Origin of the sequence: Allobosea massiliensis (assembly GCF_042655245.1) — a bacterium.
GTDB lineage: Bacteria > Pseudomonadota > Alphaproteobacteria > Rhizobiales > Beijerinckiaceae > Allobosea > Allobosea massiliensis.
In genome coordinates, this window is sequence record NZ_JBHSLU010000010.1 from 101208 (window position 1) to 123834 (window position 22627).

The following is a 22627-nucleotide window of genomic DNA, read 5'->3' on the forward strand; positions in this document are numbered from 1 at the left end:
CCGCGCTGTGGAACGGGCGACTGCCGCAGGCGTTTTCCGCAGGCCAGAAGCGAGGTTGCGGATGATGACGATGACGACGACGGCCATCCATCTCGAGGCGCGCGGCTTCGTGCCCAACAATCCGCGCCTGCCGCTCGTGCTCTACCAGGCCGCCTTCCCTGCCGATGCCGGGGATTTGGCGGCCGAGATGGAGAGACGCTTCGCCGAGAATGGCTGGCCGCCCCAATGGCGCGACGGCATCTATGATTTCGACCACTACCACACGCAGGGCCACGAGGTGCTGGGCATCGCCGCGGGCTCGGCCGAACTCGTCCTGGGTGGCGAGGGCGGGCGGCGGATCGAGGTGAGCGCGGGCGACGTGCTGCTGCTGCCGGCCGGCACCGGCCATCGCTGCGTGCGGCACTCCGACGATTTCCTGGTGGTCGGGGCCTATCCGCCGGGCCAGAGCGCGGACATCGTTCGCAAGGAGGCGACGCCGGCGATGCTGAAGCAGATCGCCGTGCTCAGCTTCCCGGCTTCCGACCCTGTCCAGGGCGCAGAGGCGCCGATCACGCGGCTCTGGGCGGACCAGATGCTGCGCAACCGCTGAGGCAGCGTTGCGTCCGGGTCGTCAGAGATGTCGGAGAAGGTTCGTGGTGGGTGATGTAGGGCTCGAACCTACGACCCGCTGATTAAGAGTCAGCTGCTCTACCAACTGAGCTAATCACCCATACGCCACGAAGCGTAAGCCGTTCCGCGGGCTGGCCGCGTTAGGCAGGCCGGCGATGTAGCAAAGCCCCCCGCCCCTGTCCACCCACCTGTGACAGAAATATGTGAGGCCCGCGGCGAGACCGCCGCGGGCGCTGCCGACGCGGTTAACGGGCGCCTCAGGCGGCCTTGCGGTTCAGCAGGTGATAGAGCGCGATGGCGCCGAAGGTCGCCGTGCCGATGCCGCCGAGCTCGAAGCCGAAGATCGGCAGCTTGAGATCGCCGGCGCCGAGAATCAGCGCGGTGGCCACCGTCAGCAGGTTCTTCGGCTCGGAGAAGTCGACCTTGCTCTCGACCCAGATGCGCCCGGCCGTCGCCGCGATCAGGCCGAAGACGACGATCGCGAGCCCGCCCAGCACCGCCACGGGGATCGTGCCGATCACCGCGCCGAATTTCGGCGAGAAGCCGAGCGCCAGCGCGATCATGCCGGCGGCGACGAAGACGAGCGTCGAATAGACCCGCGTCACCGCCATCACGCCCATGTTCTCGGCATAGGTGGTCACGCCGGTGCCGCCGCCCGATCCCGCGATCATGGTGGCGACGCCATCGGCGATGAAGCCCCGCCCGATCAGCGGATCGAGATTGCGCCCGGTCATCACCGCGATGCCCTTGATGTGGCCGAGATTCTCCGCGACCAGGATGATCGCGACCGGGGCGATCAGCGCGATCGCCCGCCCGTCAAAGACCGGCGCGACGAAGTTCGGCAGGCCGAACCAGGGCGCCGCTGCCACCCGCGCGAAATCGACCGGCGGGGCGCCGAAGCTCGACGCCGTCAGCGCATAGACGAGATAGGCGAGGAAGCCGCCGATCAGGATCGGCAGGCGCTGGGCGAGGCCGCGGCTGTAAACGGCGACGACCGCGACCGAGACCACGGTGAACAGCGCGATCCACTTCGTGTAGGGGCTGGCCGAGATCATGTTCATCGCGACTGCGGTCAGATTGAGACCGATCGCGGCCACGACCGCGCCGGTCACCACCGGCGGCAGCAGCCGCTCGATCCAGCCCGTTCCGACCGCCTGCACGATCACGCCGATCACGGCGTAGAGCGCACCGCAGGCGATGATGCCGCCGAGCGCCACGCCGATATTGGCGTTGGGTCCCGAGCCCGCATAGCCGGTCGCCGCGATCACCACGCCGATGAAAGCGAAGGACGAGCCGAGATAGCTCGGCAGCTGCCCGCGCGTGACGATGAAGAACAGCAGCGTCGCGACGCCCGAGAAGAAGATGGCGACGTTCGGATCGAACCCCATCAGGATCGGCGCCAGAGCGGTCGCACCGAACATGGCGACGACATGCTGCAGCCCGGCGATGAAGGTCTGCCCCACGGGCAGCCGCTCATCGGGCATCACTGCGCCCGAGGTCTTCAGGGTCCAGTTCGGGAAATAGCCGGCCATCGCCTTCGCTCCACGCAAGAGGGGCGGCCGCTGAGGGCGGCCGCCGATGCAGCGAAATGAAGGCAAGATGCGGGCCCGCGCCAGATCACGGCACGGTCATCCACTGGAATCGGACCCGTCCATGTCGGATACGCGCCGTCATCCCGGGCGGAGCGGAGCCGCCTCCGTCATAGTCTGGCTTGTCCCGACCATCCACGTCTTCGATTGTCGAGCCCCACGCCCAAGACGTGGATGCTCGCCACAAGGGCGAGCAGGACGAGGCAAGCGGATGCCGCGCCCCTACTCCGCCGCGGCCTGCGCGTGCAGGCGCGAGCCCTTGGCCATCAGCTTGTTGAGCGCGACGAGATAGGCCTTGGCAGAGGAGACCAGTGTGTCGGGATCGGCGCCGCGGCCGGTCACCGACGAGCCGTCATGGGTCAGCCGCACGGTGACCTCCGCCTGCGCGTCGGTGCCCTCGGTGACGGCATGGACGTCGTAGAGCTCCAGCGTCGCCTCATGCGGCACGATCGTCTTGATCGCGTTGAAGATCGCGTCGACCGGCCCGTTGCCCTCGACCTCCTCGGTGACGAAGCGGCCGTCGACGTCGAGCTTCATCGTCGCGCGCTGCGGTCCGCGCGTACCGGCCATCACCGTCAGCGAGACGAGCTTCACGCGGTCATGGGCCGAGGCCAGGTTCTCGTCGACCAGCGCCTCGATATCCTCGTCATAGACGTGCTTCTTGCGGTCGGCGAGCGCCTTGAAGCGGGTAAAGGCGTCCTCCATCTGGTTCTCTCCCAGATCGTAGCCCATCTCCTTCAGCTTCGAGCGGAAGGCGGCGCGGCCGGAATGCTTGCCCATCACCAGCGAGGTCTTGGTGACGCCGACCGAGGCCGGCGTCATGATCTCATAGGTGGTCTGGTTCTTCAGCATGCCGTCCTGGTGGATGCCGCTCTCATGGGCGAAGGCGTTCCGCCCGACGATCGCCTTGTTGTACTGCACCGGGAAGGCGCAGGCGCCGGAGACGGCCCGCGAGGTCTTCATCAGCAGCGTCGAGTCGATGCCGGTGTCGTAGGGCAGCACGTCGCCGCGCACGCGCAGCGCCATCACCACCTCTTCCAGCGCGGCGTTGCCGGCGCGCTCGCCGATGCCGTTGATCGTGCATTCGACCTGACGCGCACCGCCCTCGATGCCGGCGATCGAGTTGGCGACCGCGAGCCCCAGATCATTGTGGCAATGTACCGAGAAGATCGCCTTGTCGGCATTGGGCACGCGCTCGCGCACCTGCCGGAACATGGCGCGGTACTCGTCCGGCGTGGCGTAGCCGACGGTGTCGGGGAGGTTGATCGTGGTCGCGCCGGCGCGGATCGCCGCCTCCACCGCGCGGCAGAGATAGTCGATCGGGGTGCGGGTGGCGTCCATGGCCGACCACTCGACATCCTCGACCAGGTTGCGCGCCTGGGCGACGGTCCTGGTGATGATCTCCAGCACCTCCTCCTGCGACTTGCGCATCTGGTGCTCGAGATGGATCGGCGAGGTCGAGACGAAGGTGTGGATGCGCGGCTTGCCGGCATGGCGCACCGCCTCGCCGGCCCGCGCGATGTCGCCCGGGATGGCCCGCGCCAGGCCAGCGATGGTCGAGCGCTTGCTGCGCCGGGCGATCTCGGAGACCGCTTCGAAGTCGCCCTCGGAGGCAATCGGGAAGCCGGCCTCGATGATGTCGACGCCCATCGTGTCCAGCATTTCGGCGACCTCGAGCTTCTCCTCGAAGGTCATGGTCGCACCGGGGCACTGCTCGCCGTCGCGCAGCGTGGTGTCGAAGATCAGCACGCGCTCTTTCGAGGAAGCGGGCGTCGAAGCGCCGTGGCTGTGGGTCGGTTCGGTCATGGTCGTGATCCTGAAAGAGCTGGCGCCGCTCTCGTCGGATGCTGGCGCCTCAAATCGGAAGGGTCATTCTCGTCACTCCCCTGAGCGCCCAGGCATGCATGCCCGGCCGGCCCTCAGGGGCGGCTAAGGAGAAGAAGCAGACCGAGGCTGGAGACGGGACGCGCGCGCAGGCCCGCGATCCGCGCAGGGGCGCGGCCGAAAGGCGAAGCGGGGGCGAACGTCTGGGACAAGCGGAATCCTCGAAGACCGTGGAACGATGTAGCCGAAAACGGGAGCCGCGCGCAAGCATATGTCGCAGGCGCCTGCGGGATTGGGAGGCCGGCGGCGCTGCCCCTATCATCGGCGCCGTATGCGCAGGCCGGCGAGTCGGCGCGGCGGGGGATGCGGGCGATGCTAACTTACAATCGCTGGGCGATCGGGCTCGCCTTCTGCTTGTCGGGCCTCGCGGGCTATATCGACACGATCGGCTTCATCAGCCTCGGCGGCTTCTTCGTCTCCTTCATGAGCGGCAACACCACGCGGCTCGGCATCGAGCTCGCCGGGCTGAAGGGCGGCGGCATCGCCACCGCGGCGCTGATCCTCGTCCTCTTCGTCCTCGGCGTGATCTGCGGCTCGGTCGCCGGCCATTTCGGCGGGAGGCGGCGCAAATCGGCCGTCCTCTGGGTGGTGGCGCTGGCGCTCGCTGTCGCCGCGAGCCTCGACCAGATCGGCCTGAGCTTCGCCGGCGCCGCCATGCTCGCCTTCGCGATGGGCGCGGAGAACGGCGTCTTCCAGCGCGACGGCGAGGTCACCATCGCGCTCACCTACATGACCGGGACGCTGGTGAAGATGGGCCAGCGCATGGCGGGTGCCCTGCTCGGCGGGCCGAAACTCGCCTGGGTCCGCCATTTCCTGCTCTGGATCGGCCTGCTGACCGGCTGCATCAACGGCGCCGTCGCGCATTACCTCGTCGGCCAGGGCGCGGTCTGGCTGGCGGCGCTGGCGGCTGCGATCTTCGCGCTCGCTTTGCCCTTCCTGCCGCTGGACGATTGAGCGGGCCTTGGACCGTACTCTCACGCGTGGAGGTGGGGCTCGTTCCCTCCCCCCGCGTGCGGTGGGGAGGGTTAGGGTGGGGGGCCGAAAAGCTGGAGCCCTGTCTGTCATCGTTTCACCGAGCGGCGCTGCCCCCCACCCCGCCCCTCCCCACCGCAAGCGGGGGGAGGGAGAGGCAAACGTTGCGCTGTGGGTGCTGGGAAAGACCAATCGACATGAGATCGACCCACCACTTTGCCCGCCCGCGGGAATCGGTCATCCTCGCGGCGACCCGATGCCGGAGCCCGCCATGCGCGCCTTTGCCCTGCCCTTCGTCGCCCTCGCCTTCGGCCTCGCCGCCTGCCAGACCGCGACCGTCGCGACGCCCCCGGCCCCGCCGCCCGAGCAGGCCGGCGCCGGCGTCACGCCCAACACCTTCCGCATGCCCTCGGGGACGGGCTGCTCCGGCGAGGTCGAGCGCTTCCAGGCGGTGATCGACAACGATCTCGCCACCGGCCACACCACCAAGGGCGTGCACACGCGGGTCTCGGCCGAGATTTCGACGGCCCGCTCGACCTGCGCCGCCGGCAACGAGGGCGGCGCGATCGGCCAGATCCGCGCGACGAAGGCGCGGTTTGGGTATCCGGGGTAAAGCGCCTTCCCTTCTCCCCTCGGGGGAGAAGGTGGCAGCGCGAAGCGCTGACGGATGAGGGCAGTCATGCGCTGACCTGCCATCCGTCCCTCATCAGTCTGCTTCGCAGACACCTTCTCCCCCGAGGGGAGAAGGAATTTTCCCTAAGCCGCCAGCCCCCGCTTCTCCAGCAGCGCGTCCGGCGTCGGCAGCCGACCGCGGAACAGCCGGTAGGCTTCCGCTGCGTCGCGGGTGTCGCCGGCGGAATAGATGTAGCGCTTCAGCTTGCCCACCAGCTCCGGCGAAAACACGTCGCCGGTCTCCAGGAAGGCGTTGAAGGCGTCGGCGTCCATCACTTCCGACCAGAGATAGCTGTAATAGCCGGCCGAATAGCCGTCGCCCGAGAAGACATGGGTGAAATGCGGCGTGCGGTGGCGCATCACCATGCCCTCGGGCATGCCGAGCCGTGCCAGTTCCGCCTTTTCGAAGGCGAGCGCGTCGATCTCGCCGGGCTCCTCCAGCGAATGGAAGGCGAGGTCGACCAGCGCCGAAGAGGTGTATTCCACCGTGGCGCAGCCCTGGTTGAAGGTCTGGGCCCGCTTGATCGTCTCGATCAGCGCGTCAGGGATCGGCTCGCCCGTATCGGCATGCAGGCAATAGCGCTGCATCACCTCCTTGGTCAGGAACCAGTGCTCGTAGAGCTGCGAGGGCAGCTCGACGAAGTCGCGCGACACCGCCGTGCCGGCGAGCGAACCATAGGTCACGTCCGACAGCAGCCCGTGCAGGGCATGGCCGAATTCGTGGAACAGCGTGCGCGCATCGTCGATCGAGAGCAGCGCCGGCTTGCCCTCCGCCGGCTTGGCGAAATTGCAGACATTGACGATGATCGGGCGGACCTCGCCGCCGAGCTTGCGCTGGCCGCGGAAGGCGCTCATCCAGGCGCCCGAGCGCTTCGAGGGACGGGCGAAGTAGTCGCCGATGAACAGGCCGATATGGCGACCGGTCGCGCTCTCCGTCACCTCCCAGATCCGCACATCCGGATGATAGCCCGAAAGGTCAGTCCGCGCCGCAAAGGACAGGCCGAACAGCCGGCCGGCGACGTCGAAGGCGGCCGCAATGATCCGGTCGAGCTGGAGATAGGGCTTTAGCACGGCTTCATCGAGCGCATAGGTCTTCTGGCGGACCTTCTCGGCATAGTGGCGCCAGTCGGAGGGGCGGATCGGGCCGTTCTCACCTTCCGCCTGCGCCAACGCCGCGAGATCGGCCGCCTCTTGGGCCGCCCGCGCCTTGGCTGGCGTCCAGACCAGCTCGAGCAGCTCGCGGACATTCTCCGGCGTCTTCGCCATGGTGTCGTCGAGCTTGAAATGCGCGAAGGTCGCATAACCCAGAAGCTTCGCCTTCTGCGCCCGCAGCTTGACCATTTCGGCCACGATGGCGCGGTTGTCGCTGTCACCGCCGTTCTCGCCGCGCTTGCCCCAGGCGGCGAAGGCCTCCTCGCGCAGGTCGCGGCGCGTCGAGAAGGTCAGGAAGGGCTCGATCACCGAGCGCGACAGCGTCACCGCATGCTGGCCGGGATGGCCGCGATCCGCCGCCGCCCGCGCCATCGCGGCGAGCAGGAAGGGCGGCAGCCCGTCGAGCCCCGCCTTGTCTTCGATCATCAGGGCGTAGGAGGATTCGTCCTTCAGAACGTTCTGGCTGAACTGGGTGCCAAGCGCCGCCAGCCGCTCGTTGATCGCCGCCAGCCGCGCCTTGTCCTCCGCGCCGAGCTGCGCGCCCGAGCGGATGAAGCCGCGATGCGTCCGCTCCAGCAGCCGCGCCTGTTCGGAATCGAGGCCGAGCGCCTCGCGCTTGGCGAAGACCGCATCGACCCGCGCGAACAGGCCTTCATCCATCATGATCGCCGACCAGTGGCGCGAGGTCAGCGGCGAAAGCGCCCGCTCGATCGCCTGCAGTGCCTCGTTGGTGTCGGCCCCGGCGAGGTTGTAGAACACGCCCCCGACGCGCGAGAGCGCCCGCCCCGCCCGCTCCAGCGCCTCGATCGTATTGGCGAAATCCGGCGCCGCCGGATCGGCCACGATCGCGGCGATCTCCTCCCTGTGCTTCGCCAGCGCCGCCTCGAAGGCCGGCTGGATATGCTCCGGCCTGATCGCCGAAAAGGGCGGCAGGCCGAAGGGCGTCTCCCAGCGCGCCGCGAAGGGGTTGTCGGCCGGCAGCGGCAAGGCTTCGGGAGCAAGTGCTTCGAGAGCGAGGGCTTCGGACGCGGTCATGGCGGGGCTTTCGGCTGGCGGCGGCGGAGGGATCGAAAGGCCGATCACTCCCGCGCGAAGATATGGCTGAGATAGGGCTTCATGAAGACCGCCATGCGGTGCCGGTCGCAATCGGCCGGGCTGCGCAGGATCACGATGTCGTCGAGCTCCTGCTCGGCGAGACCGGCCATCCGCGACAGCATCAGCGCGCGCGCCTCCTCGGCGGGAAGATCGATGGTCAGGGGGCGCATGAAGGCGACGCGGCCGGGCGTGAACACCGTATGCCAGCCCTCCCCGACCACGACATCGCTCGCGGCCAGGCCGGTTTCCTCGGCGAGTTCGCGCAGCACGCTGCCGGCGAGATCGACCGTGCCGTCGTCGCGGACATCGCTGCGGTCGGGCGTGCCGGCGGCGAAATAGACCATGCCGCCATTGGCGGTGTGGTTGCTCATCCGCCCGCAGAGGAAGGCCCCGTCGCGGGCCCGCAAAGCGCCCATGGCGAAGCCGTTGCGCAGCGCCGGGCCGGGATGGCCGGCGTCGCGCCAGGTCATGAAGGCGGCGTAGTCGGTCTCGAAATAGCGGGCCTGGAACACGCCATCGGTGATCGCCGCACGATGCTGGAGCAGGATGCGCCCGTTGAACATCGCGGGCTTCCCGGCGCTGATCTTCGCCCAATGCGCCGCGATCTCGTCCACGTTCTCGCGGGCGAAAGCCCAGTCATAGGGCGCGATCCGCGCATCGACGCTGTCGACACGGGCGATGTGCCCGTCCGCGAAACGCTCGATGTCGTTGCTCTCCAGGCTCGACGCACCCGTCACAGCAGCACGCCCTCGCTGATGACGACGGCAGATCCGCCGATCCGCGCCGAAACCAGCGCGCCCTGCGCCACCGTCAGCTCCAGCGTGATCTGCGAGGGCCGGCCCATCTCATAGCCCTGCTCGATGACGAAGCGGTTCTCGCCATCGCCGGGCTTGTCGAAGGCCATGATCGCCCCGGCGAAGGCCGCCGAGGCCCCACCCGTCGCCGGATCCTCGACGATGCCCGCCCCAGGCCAGAACATGCGGGCGTGATAGTGATGCCCGGCCTCGACCGTCTCGCGGCAATAGACAAAGGCATTGGGATGGGCAGCCGGCGTCATCACGGCATCCCAACGGCCGAGATCGAGCGCGATCGCGCCGATCGTGGAGAGATCGGCCACCGGCACCATGGTGAAGGGCACGCCGGCCGAGAACACAGCCGGGCGGTGGCCGGGAAGGCCGATGCGGCCGGGCTCGAGCCCGAGCACCGCGGCGATCTCGGCGGCGGCGGGCGCGGCCTCGCCCTCCTGCGGCAGGCGCGGCAGGGTGAAGGTCGCCTGCCCCGTCCGCTCGCCGGAGACGGCGACCGCGCAGGGCACGCGGCCGATCGTCTCCTCCAGCACCAGGATGTCGGCGCCGCGCCCCTCGGCCCGGTCGCGCAGAGCGAGCAGAACCGCGGTGCCGACGGTCGGGTGCCCGGCGAAGGGCAGTTCGCGGCCGGGCGTGAAGATGCGCAACGCCGCGCGGTGGCCGGCCTCGGCCGGCGGCTGAACGAACACCGTCTCCGACAGGTTGAACTCGCGCGCGATCGCCTGCATCGCCGCCGTGTCGAGCCCGTCCGCGTCGAGCACCACCGCCAGAGGATTGCCGGCCTGGGGCGTGGCGGTGAAGACGTCGAGCGTGACGAAGCGGCGGGCCATGGCTGTCAGGTCCTCGGAAGGGTCAGGTCGATCGTCAGCGGGCAGTGGTCGGAGGCCTTGGGCCGGTCCCAGCCGACGCGCGGATAGCGGTCGGCCGAGGTCGCCAGCCGCGCCATCGAGCGGTCGGGTTCACGCGGATCGAGCGGCACGCGATAGGGCAGACCAAGCCGGATCATCTGCAGCGCCGGATGCGGATTGGCCGCCGCCAGCGCCGGCGAGAGCAGGATATGGTCGAGCGGCATATGCGTCTCGACCAGTTGCTCGCGCGCTTCCGACCAGTAGCGGCGGAAATGCGTCCAGCGCTCATGCGCGGGCAGCGTCTCCATCGGATCGATGGCAAAATTGTCCAGCAGCGGCTCGATGCCGCTCTCCCCCTCGTCGATGCGCTCGGCCAGCGGCCCGAGCCCGTAGCGATAGGCGTTGAGGTCGCCCAGCACGATCCAGTTCGCCTCGCGCCAGCCCTCGCCGAAGCGCTGCTTGATCAGCCCCTTGACCGCCCGCGCCTCGGCCCGGCGCACGGGGAGCGTCGCCACCCGGCCGTCGTCGCGGCCATTGTTCATCGATTTGAAGTGGCAGCCGAAGAGGGAGAGGCTTCGGTCGCCGAAATCGAGCTCCACATGCAGGCAGTCGCGCGCGAAGACCTTGCCGTCGGGGCCGATCCCGAGCGCGGCGAGATCGCGATCATGCACGCCGGCCGCCGCGAAACTGAGATCCTTGTGCGAGCGCACGCTCACCCGCTGCGGCGCCAGCAGATCGCGCCGTGCCGCAAATCCGATGTCGATGTTGCGGCGGTCATTGCCGTCCAGCAGCGTGAAATGGCCGTAGCGGTGGTCGGCGATGCGGTGGACGTAATTGGCGAAGAAGGCCTGCAGGCTCGCCAGCGAGTCGACCTCCTGCAGCATCCAGAGATCGGCCTTCGCCTCCGCCAGGGCGAGCGCCGTCATCTGGCGCTTGTCGTCCTCCAGCGCGACCGCGAGCGAGCGCTCGACCGCGTCGCGCTCGTCGACGCGGGGGAAATGGAACAGCGACATGGCGGGCGCGGTGTCGCTGCGCTCGCCCGAGGAGAAGCGATGGCGCGTCAGCAGGTTCTCGACGTTGAAGGTGCCGACGCGCAGTTTCATGCGGCTCAGAGCGTCTCGGGCACGAACTGGTGCGATGGCGTCACGAACTCGTCCTGCGCCGCCACCGTCAGGATCTCGCGGGAGCCCGCCTCTTTGGTGCGCTTGAGCAGGCCGTAGATCGAGGCCGCGGCCTTGGCCAGCGCGGCGGCCGCGGACTCCTCGCGCAGATAATGCACGAAGAACAGCGCCGCGATCGCATCTCCCGCCCCGTTGACGCTGACATCGAGCTTGGGCGTGCGGACGCGGAAGGCGCCCTTCGCGTCGGCGGCCATCAGGTCGATCGAATCGTCGGGTGTTTCGTCGGTGACGAGCGAGGTCACGAGCACGACCTTCGGCCCGGCATCGCGCAGCGCCTCGACCGCACGGTGCGCATCCGCGATCGTGCGGATCTCGATATCGGTCAGCAATTCGAGCTCGAACTGGTTGGGCGTGACGATGTCGGCTGCCGGCACCGCCTGCTCGCGCATGAACTCGGGGATGCCGGGCCGCACGAAGACGCCGCGGCCGACATCGCCCATCACGGGGTCGCAGCAATAGACCGCCTTGGGGTTCGAGGCGCGCACGCGCTCCACGGCGGACAGGATCGCATGGCCGATATCGGCCGAGCCCATATAGCCCGAGAGCACGCCGGTGCAGGAGGGCAGCACGCCGCGCTCGGCGATGCCCTCCATCACCTCGTCGATCATGCCGCCGTCGAAGACACGGCCTTTCCAGGCGCCGTAGCCGGTGTGGTTGGAGAACTGCACGGTATGGATCGGCCAGACCTCGACGCCCAGGCGCTGCATGGGGAAGACGGCGGAGGCGTTGCCGACATGGCCATAGGCGACATGCGACTGGATCGAGAGGATGTTCATGAGGGTCCCGGCGGTGTCTTGGGGCGCAAGCTCTAGCCGCTCGTCCGGCCGGACGGCAAATCGAAAGCCGTCATGGCCGCCATCACCAAAGCTCAGGCCGCGCTCACCCGCGCGATGCCGGCGGTATCCGTGAACTGCGTCACGCTGGCGACCTTGCCCTCCTTGATCGTGAAGATATCGACGATCTCGAAATGCCCGCTGCGGCCGCTCGGCTTGCAGGCGACGTCGGCCCGCCAGTGCAGAATCGCCCGGTCACCATCGACCGTGAGGCCGAGTTCCTCGACATTGCTGAAGACGTAAGCCGCGATCAGCCCGGCCATCTGCTCGCGCACGGCCTCGAGACCGTCAGGCTGCCGGAAGGTCTCGGCGACGGCGGGACCGCCGACGAGCCGATAGCGGCATTGCGGGTGGAAGAAGCCCATCAGCGCGTCGAGATCGCCGCGGTGGCGCGCGGCATAGGCCTCGCGGATCAGGGCCTTGGTCGCGCTGTCGTCGGCCATGCCATCTCTCCCAGCGTCAGGGGCCGCAGTGTCGCGCCGAGGAGCGAGGGAGTCCAGAGCGGTAGATCGCACCGCACGGCGTCAGGTAGACGGATTTTCGCGCGGCAGGAGCTTATCCATGGTCGTCGCCAGACGGTAGCGGAAGCCCTCGGGCGCATAATCGAGGGTCGCCTCCCCGCCGAATTTCTGCGCCGCGACACGCTCGATCAGCCGCGATCCGAAGCCGGCGCGGCTGGGCGCCTTCACCGGCGGGCCGCCATGCTCGACCCATTCGAGCCGGAAGGGTTCTTCGCTGCCGCCAAGCCCCGCCTGCCAGCTCAGCGCGACGCGGCCGCCCTCGACCGACAGCGCGCCGTATTTGATTGCGTTGGTGATGAGCTCGTTGATCGCGAGCGCCAGCGTGAGGGCGTGATCGGCCCCGAGTTCGATCGCAGGGCCGGAAACCACGAGACGGCCTTCGGCAACCCCATGCGGGGCGAGCGCGCTGCGGATGACCTCGCCGATCGGCGCCCCGCTCCAGCTCGACTGGGTCAGGATGTCATGCGCCTGGCCGAGCGTCGCGATCCGCTCGCTGAAGGTCGCCTGCGCCGCCTGGAGCGTCGGCGCCGAGCGGAAGGTCTGGCTGGCGACGGCCGACACCATCGCCATCACATTCTTCATGCGATGCGCCAACTCGGCGTTGAGCAGCCGCGCATCGCGCTCCGCCTTCACCTTGCCGGTGGTCTCGATGACGGTGTCGATGACGCCGACGACGACGCCGGTCTCGTCCCGGACGGGGCTGTAGCAGAAGGTGAACCAAGTCTGCTCCGGCCGGCCGAAACGCTCCAGCACCAGAGGCATGTCCTCGAAATAGCTCGCCTCGCCGGCCATCGCCTTTTCCGCGACCGGCCGCAACTCGTCCCAGACTTCCGGCCAGACCTCCCCGACGGGCCGCCCGAGCGCCTCGGGCTTCGTGCCGAGCAGGGGTCGGTAGCCGTCATTGTAGAGGCTGATCAGCTCCGGCCCCCAGAACAGGCATTTCGGGAAGCGGGAATTCACCATCAGCCCGACGGTGACCTTGAGCGCCGTGGGCCAGTCCGCCAAGGGGCCCAGCGGGGTGTTCGCCCAATCATGCTCTCGGATGGCTGCGCCCATGACGCCGCCGCCGGTCAGAAAATCATCGCTCACGCGCGCTGGTACCAAAGCTTCCTTGTCGGAACTCCAAGGCGGTTTTGTCGCGGGTGTAAATTCGCCGCAGGCGGCGGGAGCGGGAATACCGCGTCCGCCGCTCGCTTTTGGGGCGGATCCGGCAAAAATGCCACATCCGCCCGTGGCCGGTCAGCTGCCGGAGGACGCCTTCTTGGCGAAGCTGTCGATGAAGGTCTTGCTCAGATCGACATTCGACGAGGCCAGCTCCGGATCGAGCAGCTTGAGCGCGTCATACATGCTCTTCATCGCGTCGGGCGTGGAGATGCCGGTGCGCGAATAGCTCTCGAGCGAGTTCTTCACCGCGCGGAGGTACAGAGGCTTGTCACCGAGATGGTATTCGGCCGGAACGAGGTCGGCGACATCCTCGGGCTTCGCGGTCTCCAGCCATTTCAGCGACTTGACGAAGGCGTTGACCAGCTTCTGCGTGGTGACCGGGTTCTTCTCGGCGAAATCGTGCTTGAGATAGAGCACGGCGGCCGGGTTGGACCCGCCGAACAGTGCCTTGGTCCCGGCCTCGGTGCGCGTGTCGATCAGCGCGACGACATCGCCATCGGCCTCGAGCTTCGAGGTTACGGGGTCGAGATGCGAGATGATGTCGACCTGCTTCTGCTTCATCGCGGCGACCGCGCTGGCGCCGGCGCCGACGCCGATGATCGGGGCGTCGCTGGCCTTCAGCCCGGCCTTGATCATGGCGTATTGCGCCGTCAGCGCCGTCGAGGATCCCGGCGCGGTGACGCCGATCTTGAGGCCCTTGAAATCGGCCGCCGACTTGATCTTGTCGGCGAGGTCCTTGCGCACCGCGATGGTGATGCCGGGGAAGCGCCCGAGCTCGACGACCGCGCGGATGTCCTGGCCCTTGGCCTGCATCCGGATCGTATGCTCATAGGCGCCGGTGACGACGTCGACCGATCCGCCGACCAGAGCCTGCAGCGACTTCGCGCCACCGCCGAAATCGTTGATCTCGACGTCGAGCCCCTGCTCCTTGAAGAAGCCCTTCTTCTCCGCGACCGTCAGCGGCAGATAATACAGAAGCTGCTTGCCGCCGACGCCGAGCGTCAGCTTGGGCTTCTCGGCGTTCTGCGCGAAGGCCGCCAGCGGTGAAAGGCCGAGCGCGGTGCCGAAAGCGAGCGCAGCCAGCGCCGCGCGGCGTGAAATCGTCATGGGTGTTCCTCCGGTTGAGCTGATGAGCGCCTCTTTCGGACGCGTTGGAAGCGAGGATAGGCGGGGTCGGGGCGGTCGAGCAAGAACGGCGTCATTCTCGGGCGAAGCGAAGCGCAGACCCGAGAATCGCCAGGGAGAGATGCTCGGGTCTGCGCCCGAGCGTGACGCGGCTTCAGCCTCACACCGTCGTGGAACTCTGTCCCGGTCGCCAGACCAGCAGCCGCTTCTCGACCATCGTCACCACGGAATCGATCGCGATCACGAACATCGCCAGGATGAGCATGCCGGAGAACACACCGGTGACATCGAAGACGCTCTCGGCCTCGTGGATCTTGTAGCCGAGCCCGGCCGAGGAGCCGAGATATTCGCCGACCACGGCGCCGACCAACGCGAAGCCGACCGAGGTGTGGAGCGACGAGAACATCCAGGTCAGCGCCGAGGGCCAATAGACGTGACGGAAGAGCTGGCGCTCGTTCATGCCCAGCATGCGGGCATTGGCCAGCACCGTCGGCGAGACCTCGCGTACGCCCTGATAGACGTTGAAGAAGACGATGAAGAACACCAGCGTGAAGCCGAGCGCGACCTTCGACCAGATGCCCAAGCCGAACCAGAGCGCGAAGATCGGCGCCAGCACGACGCGCGGCAGGGCGTTGGCGGCCTTGATATAGGGGTCGAACACCGCCGCCAGCAGCTCGTTGCGGGCGAAGGTGAAGCCGAACAGGATGCCGGCCGCCGAGCCGATGACGAAGGCCAGCACTGTCTCGGTCAGGGTGATGCCGAGATGCCAGTAGATCTCGCCACCGGTGAGCTGCGTCCAGGTCCGCGACAGCACGGCGCCCGGCGTCGAGAAGAAGAACTGCGTCGTCTTGACGTCGCCGAACAGGCTGGTCGTGGTGACGAGGTGCCAGACCGCCAGGAAGACGACCATCACCAGCGCCTGCAGGATGAGGAGCTTCGCGCGTTTCATGCTCCGGCTCCCCCGACCAGTTCCTTGCCCTCGCCCATCGCATAGGCCTTCTGCACCTCGACGCGCAGCGACACCCAGATGTCGCGGTGGATCTCGTGGAAGGCCTTTTCCAGCCTGATCTCGGCGATGTCGCGCGGGCGCGGCAGCGGGACGCGGTAATCGGCGACGATGCCCGCGGCGGGGCCGGCCGACATCACCACGACGCGGTCGGACAGCGCGATCGCCTCCTCCAGATCATGGGTCACGAAGATCAGCGCCTTGCGGTCGCGCGACCAGAGATCGAGCAGGAGATTGCCCATGATCTGCCGCGTCTGTGCGTCGAGCGGCCCGAAGGGTTCGTCCATCAGCAGGATCTCGGGATCGCGGATCAGCATCTGCGCCAGCGCCACGCGCTTGCGCTGCCCGCCCGAGAGCATGTGCGGGTAGCGGTCGACGAAAGCGCGCAGGCCCACCCGCGCCAGCCAGTCGCGCGCGCGCCGGTCCGCCTCGGCGTCAGACACGCCCATCGGCTCGAGCGCGACCTTGACATTGTCGAGCGCCGTCTTCCACGGCATCAGTGCATCGGCCTGGAACAGATATCCGGCCCGGCGGTTCAGCCCCGCCAATGGCTGGCCGAAGATCGTCACCGTACCGGCCGAGGGGGTCAGGAGCCCCGCAGCCGCGTTCAGCAGCGTCGACTTTCCGCAACCGGTGGGGCCGACGACGGAAACGAACTCGCCCGCCGCCACGGACAGGTCGATGCCAGTCACCGCCTGATAGCGGCTGCCGCCTTCGAGATGAAACGTAATGTCCAGGCCGCCGAGCGTGACGGCCGGCGGCGTACCGGCCTGTGGCGACGACAAGTCCTGTCCCGCATCCAGATGCAGGCGATTGGCGAGCTCCATGCAGTCCGTTTCCTCGTCGATATCGGGCGCTCTTGCGGCGCCGGCCGAAGCCTATCGGCACTGTTGACGGGGAGATTAGGCGATCGATCCGGGAAGGCAAACCACCATGGCGGAGTCTGCAGCGGATGGGGCTGCGACGATGGTTGCATCGTGGCGCGCGGACGGCCATAAGCGCGCGCCCTCACACGCGATCCGGATCAGGAATGGCTCAGCTCGAACTCTGGATGCAGACGCTCGTCGAGTTCATGCGCGCCAACCAGGAATGGGCGATCCCGATCGTCTTCCTGATCGCGTTTTGCGAATGCGTCGCGATCCTGTCCTGGCTGGTGCCGGCGACGGTGTTCTTCACGGCCTTTGGCGCGGTGGCCGGGGTCTCCGGTTTGAACCTCGCCCCTCTCGCGCTCGCGGCCTCGGCCGGCGCAGGTTTCGGCTTCTGGATATCCTACTGGGCCGGCCTGGTTCTGGGGCCGCGCGTCGACGACTACTGGCCCTTCCGCGACAATCCGCAGATGCTCGAGCGTGGACATGCCTTCTTCGAAAAATGGGGCGTCGCCAGCATCCTGATCGGCCATTTCTTCGGCCCGCTGCGGGCTGTCGTCGCGATCGTCGCCGGCATCGTGAAGATGCCGTTCTGGCCTTTCCAGATCGCCAACTGGCTGGCCTCGCTGGCCTGGGGCTTCAGCCTGATCTATGGCGGCGGCACGCTCGCCGAGATGGCGAAGCAGGGCACGCTTTTCGTCCGCTGATCGCGCCGTCAGGCGAGCCCGAACACGACGGCGACGAGCAGGGCGAGAGAGGCAATCAGTCCTGCGCCCGCCACGACCGGGCTGTGAATCATCCGCGAGATCGTCATCGCAGCCTCCTGAAACGCTCAACCGAAACATGGCGCCCATGGGCGCCGATCGGACGCGAAGATCCGTCACGCCACCATTTCAACCACCATCCACGCGATGACGGCGAGCACCAGACCGCCGATCAGCACCATCAGAACCGGCACGCCCTTGAACCCCTGCCGGGCCTCGACAGGCGTCTCGACAGCCGGACTGGCATTGGTGTGATCATCGGCGCGCATCGGCGGAACGGGTGCGCCGCCCGGCCGGCTGTCGCTCTGAGCCTGCGCGCGCTGTTCGGCATCATTGTTGAGATGGGTCATGGCGGCTCTCCTCGGCTTGTGGCTCAGCCCGGGATCAGGGCGATGAAAGTGTTGAACAGGACCGCCAGGAACAGCCCGCCGAGAAGGCCACTCATGAGCGGCCAGTCATCGCCGCCTTCGGCTTCAGCGACCCGAGCGCGACGATCCTGCCGGCTGTCCTGCCGTGTCCGCTGCTCGGCTGTCTCGTGATGGCCCATCATCGCCCGCTCCCGCCTGTTCGTTCGCAGGACAGAACGCGCCGTTAACCTCTCGGTTCCGGAAGGCGGCAGGAACGGCCGCTCCCGCCCATGAAAAAGGCGGGCGCATCCCTGCACCCGCCCATACAAACGTCGATGAAGCAGCGACTTGGCGGGCGATCCTGAATCGCCGCGCCAGCCGCCTGAATCGGCGTCTCAGTTCTTGGTCTTGTCCACGAGCGCCTTGGCCTTGATCCAGGGCATCATGTCGCGGAGCTTGGCGCCGACCTCCTCGATCGGGTGCGCGGCGTAGCGGGCGCGGGTCGCCTTGAACGAGGTCTGGTTGACCTTGTTCTCCAGCATCCAGTCGCGGGTGAACTTGCCCGACTGGATGTCGCTCAGCACGCGCTTCATCTCGGCCTTGGTCTCGGCGGTGATGATGCGCGGGCCGGTGACGTACTCGCCATACTCAGCCGTGTTCGAGATCGAGTAGTTCATGTTCGCGATGCCGCCCTCATAGATCAGGTCGACGATCAGCTTCACCTCGTGGAGGCACTCGAAATAGGCCATCTCGGGGGCGTAGCCCGCTTCCGTCAGCGTCTCGTAGCCGGCCTTGATCAGCTCGACGAGGCCGCCGCAGAGCACGACCTGCTCGCCGAACAGGTCCGTCTCGCACTCCTCCTTGAAGGTGGTCTCGATGATGCCGGCGCGGCCGCCGCCATTGGCCGAGGCATAGGACAGGCCGAGGTCATGGGCGTTGCCGGTAGCGTCCTGGTGGATCGCGATCAGGGTCGGCACGCCGCCGCCGCGCTGATACTCGGAGCGCACGGTGTGGCCGGGGCCCTTCGGGGCGACCATCAGCACGTCGAGATCCTTGCGCGGCTCGATCAGGTTGAAATGCACGTTGAGGCCGTGCGCGAACAGAAGAGCTGCGCCCTGCTTCATGTTGCCGTGCAGTTCGTCGCGATAGATATCGCCCTGCAGCTCGTCGGGGGTCAGCATCATCATCACGTCGGCTTCCTTGGCGGCTTCCGACGGCGTCAGAACCTTGAAGCCGGCCTCTTCGGCCTTCTTGCGCGTGGCCGAGCCGGCCTTCAGCGCGATGATGATGTCCTTCACGCCGGAATCGCGCAGGTTCAGCGCATGGGCATGGCCCTGGGAGCCGTAGCCGACGATGCAGACCTTCTTGCCCTTGATCAGATTGATGTCGGCATCACGATCGTAATAGACGCGCATGGGAGTGTCCTTCCTTGGGTTGGTTGTTCAGGAACGGGTGGTTTCTTCGGACCCCCGTGGCGGGACCCGCCCGCCGTAGAGGGTGAGGAACTGGTCGGTGGCGCGGGCGGCGTCGCGCTCGATCTCGTCGCGCGAGAGCGTCAGCGTATCGCCCAGCAGCAGCCGGATCTGCACGTCGCGACCGACGAGGCCGAAGAAGCTGCGGAAGGCCGTCTCGGAGTCTTCGAACGCCAGCAATCCCGCCTCGCGCCCGGCCTCCAGCACCGGTCGCAGCCGTTCGCCGATGGCGAAGCGGCCATTGGCGAGAACGATCCCGCCGAGATTGCTCTTGCGCGAGGCCGCATGGCCGATCGCCAGCCGGTTCAGCGCAATCGAGGTCGGGCTCGAAATCACGGTCAGCCAGGTCGCGGCGAAACCCTTGAGGCTGTCGCGCAGCGTCGCGATGTCCAGTGTCGGGCGGTCGTAGCGGCCGGCCCTCACCCGCGCCGCCTGCCAACGCACCGTCGCGGTCAGCAGGCCGTCACGATCGCCGAACCATTTGTAGAGCGTTTCCTTCGAGCAGCTCGCGCGGCGTGCGACGGCCGTCATGGTGAGCTGGTCCCCCTCCTCCACCATCAGCGACAGCACGGCATCGAGCACGGCCTGCTGCCGGGCCGTGGGCTCGTCCGTCTCTGGCAGGGAGGGCGTCGTCGTCATGCGCTGTGGAAGACCAGTGAAAGTCCGTACCGTACGTTACGGTTCGGCTCTCTAGCGCAGCCCTCGCCGGCGCGCAAGCGGCATCGCCGGACGGTGCGAGCGCTAGCCCCGGCCTAGCCCCCGCCCGCCTGCTGGCTCGCAATCCGCTGCAGGAAGATTGCCGCCGCCGTCAGCACGAAGCCCGCCCACCAGAGTGGCGAGCGCAGGCTGGAGCCGCTGGCCGGAGCCTCGACGGACGCGGCGCCCCGCAGGCGCTGCAGGATCGGCCAGAGGAAGCATCCGAGGCCGGCAAGGCCGAGCCCGAGCGAGATTTGTTCGAGGGTCATGGTCACAGCCTACCGCGCGAAAGGGGCCTGGGACTGGCTAAGGAACATCGTCAGCGCTTCGACCGCCAATGCGACGACCTCGTTGGGCAGGCGCCCGATGAACCGCAGCAATCTCTGGTCGCGATCAATCATCCGGGCCTGATCGATGAGGATCGCGCCGCTCACGACGCAGTCGGCCGGGATGATAATCTTCGTCGGCCATGCCTGCTGGTTCGTCGTGATCGGGCAGACCAGCGAGCGTAGAGACACGCTGTGCAGACGATCATCGGAAAGCACCACGACGGGTCGACGGCCGGCTTGCTCCGTCCCCCTCACGGGATCGAGATCGGCCCAGAAGACATCCCCTCGCTCAGGCGCCTTTCGGCCGGGGATTGTAATCGTCATAGATGACCTCCGAGCCGACGTCAGGGCCCCAGTCGACGTCATCCTTCGGAGCATTCGCCAGCCCACCCAGCCGCTCCGCCTCGGCCACCATCCACTCGATGGTGATCGGGTCCGGCATGTTATTCAGTTCGCGGACGGATTGAGCGATTGGAGCCCTGAGCGTCATCGTCCGCTTGTCCACCGACACGTCGACCGTCATCCCCGGCTTCAACCCGAGCTGCTCGACCACGGCTTTGGGCAAGCGCACGGCCGTGCTGTTGCCCCATTTGGCGACCTGGACCTTCATGGCGCGCCTCCTTGCCGGATATCCGTAACACTTGGCCCGGATATCCGCAAAAAGCTACATCGCCTCGGGGCCGCGGCTCATGGCGGCGATGCCGGTGCGGGAGACCTCGGTCAGCCCCACCGCGGTCATCAGCTTGATGAAGCGCTCGATCTCCTCGGTCGTGCCGGTCAGCTCGAACACGAAGGAGGTCAGCGAGGCGTCGAGCGTGCGCGCCCCGAAGGCCGCCGCCAGCCGCATCGCCTCGACGCGGTGCTCACCCTTGCCCACCACCTTGACCAAAGCCAGCTCGCGTTCGAGTGCCTCGCCCTGGAGCGTCAGGTCGACGACGCGATGGACGGGCACGAGCCGGTCGAGATGCGCCTTGATTTGGTCGATCACGGCCGCGGTCCCGGAGGTCACGACGGTGATGCGCGAGAGATGCTTCTCGTGCTCGGTCTCGGAAACCGTCAGGCTCTCGATGTTGTAGCCGCGGCCCGAAAACAGCCCGGCGATCCGCGCCAGGACGCCCGGCTCGTTGTCGACGATCACGGCCAGGGTGTGCCGGGCGATCGGCTGGGCGATAGGGGCGTTGGGGTAATGCGACGACGTGTTCATGGAGAGACCCGGCTGCGGCTGAGAAAGGAACGATGGTCAGTGATGACGGGCTCGTCGGCCTCGTCCTCGGCGATGATCCAGGGCTCGGCGAAGGCCGCCATCCGCCAGGACACATAACCCTTCGTGGCCTGAACGGCTTCGCAATAGGCACCGCTGACGTCGTCGGGACGGATGCCGTAGCCGGTGAAGCGGGCCGTGACCGGCGCGAACATGGCGTCCGCCGCCGAGAAGGCGCCGAACAGGAAGGGCCCGCCGGCGCCGAAACGCGCCCGCGCCTCGTTCCAGATCGCGGCGATGCGCGCCACATCGGCGGCGACCTTCGGCCCGCGATCGCGCGGGGGATGAACCCAGGCGAGGTTCATCGGGCAGGCGCTGCGCAGGGCCTGGAAGCCGGCATGCATCTCCGCCGAGATCGAGCGCGCCATCGCCTTCGCCGCAGGGTCGCGCGGCCAGATCGCCAGATCGGGGCGGGTGTCGGCGACATGATCCAGGATCGCCAGCGATTCCCAGACCCGGATCTCGCCGTCGATCAGCGCCGGCACCTTGCCGGCCGGCGTGAAGGCGGCGATCGCCCGCTTCCAGTCGGGATCGTCGAAGGTCTGGCCGAAGGGGATCAGCACCTCCTCGAAGGGGATGCCGAACTCGGTCAGCAGCAGCCAGGGCCGCAGCGACCAGGAGGAGTGGTTCTTGTTGGCGATGACGAGTTTCATGCCGCCTGGCTCTCTGCAGCGAGGGCAAAATCGAGCGCGGTCTCGACATGGAGCGCGGTGGTGTCGAACACCGGCAGGTCGAGGTCGTCCTGCCCGATCAAAAGACCGATCTCGGTGCAGCCGAGGATGACGCCATCGGCGCCCTGCCCTGCGGCCTCGGCGATGATCGCGAGATAACGCGCCTTCGAAGCGGGCTCGATTCGGCCGCGGCAAAGCTCCTCATAGATGACGCGGTGAACCTCGGTCCGCTGCGCCTCCTCGGGCACCATAGCCTCGATCCCGAAGGCGGCGAGCCGGCCGAGATAGAAGCGCTGCTCCATGGTGAAGCGCGTCGCCAGCAGCAGCGGCCGGCGGACACCCCGGCGCTTCACCGCCTTGGCGGTGACGTCGGCAAGATGCAAGAACGGGACGCGCGTCGCCGCCGTGATGCGGTCAGCCACCTTGTGCATGGTGTTGGTGCAGAGAACGATGCACCCCGCCCCGGCCCGCTCCAGCCGCAGCGCGCTGTCCGCCAGCAGGGCGCCCGCGCCCTCCCAGTCGCCTTGTGCCTGCATTTCAGCGACCGGCGCGAAGTCCAGCGAGTGCAGCAAAATATCGGCCGAATGCAGCCCGCCCTGCCGCGCCCGCACGCCCTCGTTGAGCAGCCGGTAATAGACAGCCGTCGATTCCCAGCTCATCCCGCCGATCAGGCCGATGGTCGTCATGGTGTCCCTCCCCCGCCATGCCAGCCTCGTCATTCTCGGGCTTGACCCGAGAATCTCGCGCAGGATGAAACAACCCAT

26 protein-coding genes and 1 tRNA gene are annotated in these 22627 nt (G+C 67.7%); 4 read left to right on the forward strand and 23 right to left on the reverse strand.

The window, feature by feature from the left end; all coding sequences use genetic code 11:
- Positions 1 to 70 precede the first annotated feature (70 nt).
- Positions 71 to 589, forward strand: a complete 519-nt coding sequence (locus ACFPN9_RS06870) for a cupin domain-containing protein (RefSeq protein ID WP_197426604.1) — start codon at positions 71 to 73, stop codon at positions 587 to 589.
- A gap of 44 nt (positions 590 to 633) precedes the next feature.
- On the opposite strand, the gene ACFPN9_RS06875 is transcribed toward ACFPN9_RS06870, so the two are convergent.
- The 3 genes from ACFPN9_RS06875 to ACFPN9_RS06885 all read right to left on the reverse strand — a co-directional run bounded on the left by ACFPN9_RS06875 (position 634) and on the right by ACFPN9_RS06885 (position 4004).
- Positions 634 to 709: transfer RNA gene (locus ACFPN9_RS06875), tRNA-Lys, on the reverse strand.
- Between the two features lie 157 nt (positions 710 to 866).
- Entirely contained in the window at positions 867 to 2141 is a 1275-nt protein-coding gene (locus ACFPN9_RS06880; RefSeq protein ID WP_066720589.1) for a solute carrier family 23 protein, read from the reverse strand.
- Between the two features lie 279 nt (positions 2142 to 2420).
- The gene (locus tag ACFPN9_RS06885; protein ID WP_066720586.1) at positions 2421 to 4004 is read right to left on the reverse strand and encodes a 2-isopropylmalate synthase; all 1584 of its coding nucleotides are present in this window, start codon (positions 4002 to 4004) and stop codon (positions 2421 to 2423) included.
- 390 nt (positions 4005 to 4394) lie between these two features.
- On the opposite strand from ACFPN9_RS06885, the gene ACFPN9_RS06890 reads away from it, so the two are divergent.
- Complete coding sequence (locus ACFPN9_RS06890; protein ID WP_066720583.1) at positions 4395 to 5036, forward strand: YoaK family protein; 642 nt, start codon at positions 4395 to 4397, stop codon at positions 5034 to 5036.
- 289 nt (positions 5037 to 5325) lie between these two features.
- The gene (locus tag ACFPN9_RS06895) at positions 5326 to 5667 is read left to right on the forward strand and encodes a hypothetical protein (protein WP_066734569.1); all 342 of its coding nucleotides are present in this window, start codon (positions 5326 to 5328) and stop codon (positions 5665 to 5667) included.
- Between the two features lie 143 nt (positions 5668 to 5810).
- Here the strand turns inward: ACFPN9_RS06895 and ACFPN9_RS06900 are convergent, their stop codons facing one another.
- The 10 genes from ACFPN9_RS06900 to ACFPN9_RS06945 form a co-directional block, all read right to left on the reverse strand.
- Positions 5811 to 7913: a M3 family metallopeptidase gene (locus ACFPN9_RS06900; protein WP_377816042.1), complete on the reverse strand. Its 2103-nt coding sequence runs from the start codon at positions 7911 to 7913 to the stop codon at positions 5811 to 5813.
- A gap of 44 nt (positions 7914 to 7957) precedes the next feature.
- A complete protein-coding gene (locus ACFPN9_RS06905) occupies positions 7958 to 8710 on the reverse strand; it encodes a hypothetical protein (protein WP_066734565.1) in 753 nt (250 codons plus the stop codon).
- Positions 8707 to 9609, reverse strand: coding sequence for a PhzF family phenazine biosynthesis protein (locus ACFPN9_RS06910; RefSeq protein ID WP_066734563.1), 903 nt, complete (start codon positions 9607 to 9609; stop codon positions 8707 to 8709). Before ACFPN9_RS06910 ends, ACFPN9_RS06905 begins: the two co-directional genes overlap by 4 nt.
- Before the next feature lie 5 nt (positions 9610 to 9614).
- Positions 9615 to 10730, reverse strand: a complete 1116-nt coding sequence (locus tag ACFPN9_RS06915; protein WP_066734561.1) for an endonuclease/exonuclease/phosphatase family protein — start codon at positions 10728 to 10730, stop codon at positions 9615 to 9617.
- Between the two features lie 5 nt (positions 10731 to 10735).
- Positions 10736 to 11584 (reverse strand): pyridoxal kinase PdxY, encoded by an 849-nt coding sequence (gene pdxY, locus ACFPN9_RS06920; protein ID WP_377816045.1) that lies wholly within the window; start codon positions 11582 to 11584, stop codon positions 10736 to 10738.
- 92 nt (positions 11585 to 11676) lie between these two features.
- Entirely contained in the window at positions 11677 to 12084 is a 408-nt protein-coding gene (locus ACFPN9_RS06925) for a nuclear transport factor 2 family protein (protein ID WP_066734557.1), read from the reverse strand.
- Positions 12085 to 12165: 81 nt separating this feature from the next.
- Positions 12166 to 13251 (reverse strand): sensor histidine kinase, encoded by a 1086-nt coding sequence (locus tag ACFPN9_RS06930; protein ID WP_245282383.1) that lies wholly within the window; start codon positions 13249 to 13251, stop codon positions 12166 to 12168.
- A 150-nt stretch (positions 13252 to 13401) separates the two neighbouring features.
- Positions 13402 to 14427: an ABC transporter substrate-binding protein gene (locus tag ACFPN9_RS06935; RefSeq protein WP_066734572.1), complete on the reverse strand. Its 1026-nt coding sequence runs from the start codon at positions 14425 to 14427 to the stop codon at positions 13402 to 13404.
- Positions 14428 to 14611: 184 nt separating this feature from the next.
- Positions 14612 to 15400 (reverse strand): ABC transporter permease, encoded by a 789-nt coding sequence (locus ACFPN9_RS06940; protein ID WP_066734554.1) that lies wholly within the window; start codon positions 15398 to 15400, stop codon positions 14612 to 14614.
- Positions 15397 to 16284: an ABC transporter ATP-binding protein gene (locus tag ACFPN9_RS06945; RefSeq protein ID WP_156449996.1), complete on the reverse strand. Its 888-nt coding sequence runs from the start codon at positions 16282 to 16284 to the stop codon at positions 15397 to 15399. Before ACFPN9_RS06945 ends, ACFPN9_RS06940 begins: the two co-directional genes overlap by 4 nt.
- 203 nt (positions 16285 to 16487) lie before the next feature.
- On the opposite strand from ACFPN9_RS06945, the gene ACFPN9_RS06950 reads away from it, so the two are divergent.
- Entirely contained in the window at positions 16488 to 17030 is a 543-nt protein-coding gene (locus ACFPN9_RS06950) for a DedA family protein (protein WP_066734551.1), read from the forward strand.
- Positions 17031 to 17203: 173 nt separating this feature from the next.
- Here the strand turns inward: ACFPN9_RS06950 and ACFPN9_RS06955 are convergent, their stop codons facing one another.
- The 10 genes from ACFPN9_RS06955 to ACFPN9_RS07000 form a co-directional block, all read right to left on the reverse strand.
- Positions 17204 to 17437, reverse strand: a complete 234-nt coding sequence (locus ACFPN9_RS06955; protein WP_066734548.1) for a hypothetical protein — start codon at positions 17435 to 17437, stop codon at positions 17204 to 17206.
- Positions 17438 to 17460: 23 nt separating this feature from the next.
- Entirely contained in the window at positions 17461 to 17637 is a 177-nt protein-coding gene (locus tag ACFPN9_RS06960) for a hypothetical protein (protein WP_156449997.1), read from the reverse strand.
- A 192-nt stretch (positions 17638 to 17829) separates the two neighbouring features.
- Positions 17830 to 18849 (reverse strand): ketol-acid reductoisomerase, encoded by a 1020-nt coding sequence (gene ilvC / locus ACFPN9_RS06965; RefSeq protein WP_066734546.1) that lies wholly within the window; start codon positions 18847 to 18849, stop codon positions 17830 to 17832.
- A 27-nt stretch (positions 18850 to 18876) separates the two neighbouring features.
- Positions 18877 to 19545: a TetR/AcrR family transcriptional regulator C-terminal domain-containing protein gene (locus tag ACFPN9_RS06970; protein ID WP_066734544.1), complete on the reverse strand. Its 669-nt coding sequence runs from the start codon at positions 19543 to 19545 to the stop codon at positions 18877 to 18879.
- 113 nt (positions 19546 to 19658) lie between these two features.
- On the reverse strand, positions 19659 to 19871 hold the full coding sequence (locus ACFPN9_RS06975; RefSeq protein WP_066734538.1) for a hypothetical protein: 213 nt from the start codon (positions 19869 to 19871) through the stop codon (positions 19659 to 19661).
- Positions 19872 to 19880: 9 nt separating this feature from the next.
- Complete coding sequence (locus ACFPN9_RS06980; RefSeq protein ID WP_082735374.1) at positions 19881 to 20309, reverse strand: type II toxin-antitoxin system PemK/MazF family toxin; 429 nt, start codon at positions 20307 to 20309, stop codon at positions 19881 to 19883.
- Complete coding sequence (locus ACFPN9_RS06985; RefSeq protein WP_066734536.1) at positions 20221 to 20541, reverse strand: AbrB/MazE/SpoVT family DNA-binding domain-containing protein; 321 nt, start codon at positions 20539 to 20541, stop codon at positions 20221 to 20223. Before ACFPN9_RS06985 ends, ACFPN9_RS06980 begins: the two co-directional genes overlap by 89 nt.
- A 54-nt stretch (positions 20542 to 20595) precedes the next feature.
- Complete coding sequence (gene ilvN, locus ACFPN9_RS06990; RefSeq protein ID WP_066734535.1) at positions 20596 to 21135, reverse strand: acetolactate synthase small subunit; 540 nt, start codon at positions 21133 to 21135, stop codon at positions 20596 to 20598.
- The gene (locus tag ACFPN9_RS06995) at positions 21132 to 21845 is read right to left on the reverse strand and encodes a glutathione S-transferase family protein (RefSeq protein WP_066734534.1); all 714 of its coding nucleotides are present in this window, start codon (positions 21843 to 21845) and stop codon (positions 21132 to 21134) included. Before ACFPN9_RS06995 ends, ilvN begins: the two co-directional genes overlap by 4 nt.
- Positions 21842 to 22549 carry an aspartate/glutamate racemase family protein gene (locus tag ACFPN9_RS07000; RefSeq protein WP_066734533.1) on the reverse strand — a complete coding sequence of 236 codons (708 nt, stop codon included), beginning with the start codon at positions 22547 to 22549 and terminating at the stop codon, positions 21842 to 21844. The genes ACFPN9_RS06995 and ACFPN9_RS07000 overlap by 4 nt, the downstream gene beginning before the upstream one ends.
- Between the last annotated feature and the right edge of the window lie 78 nt (positions 22550 to 22627).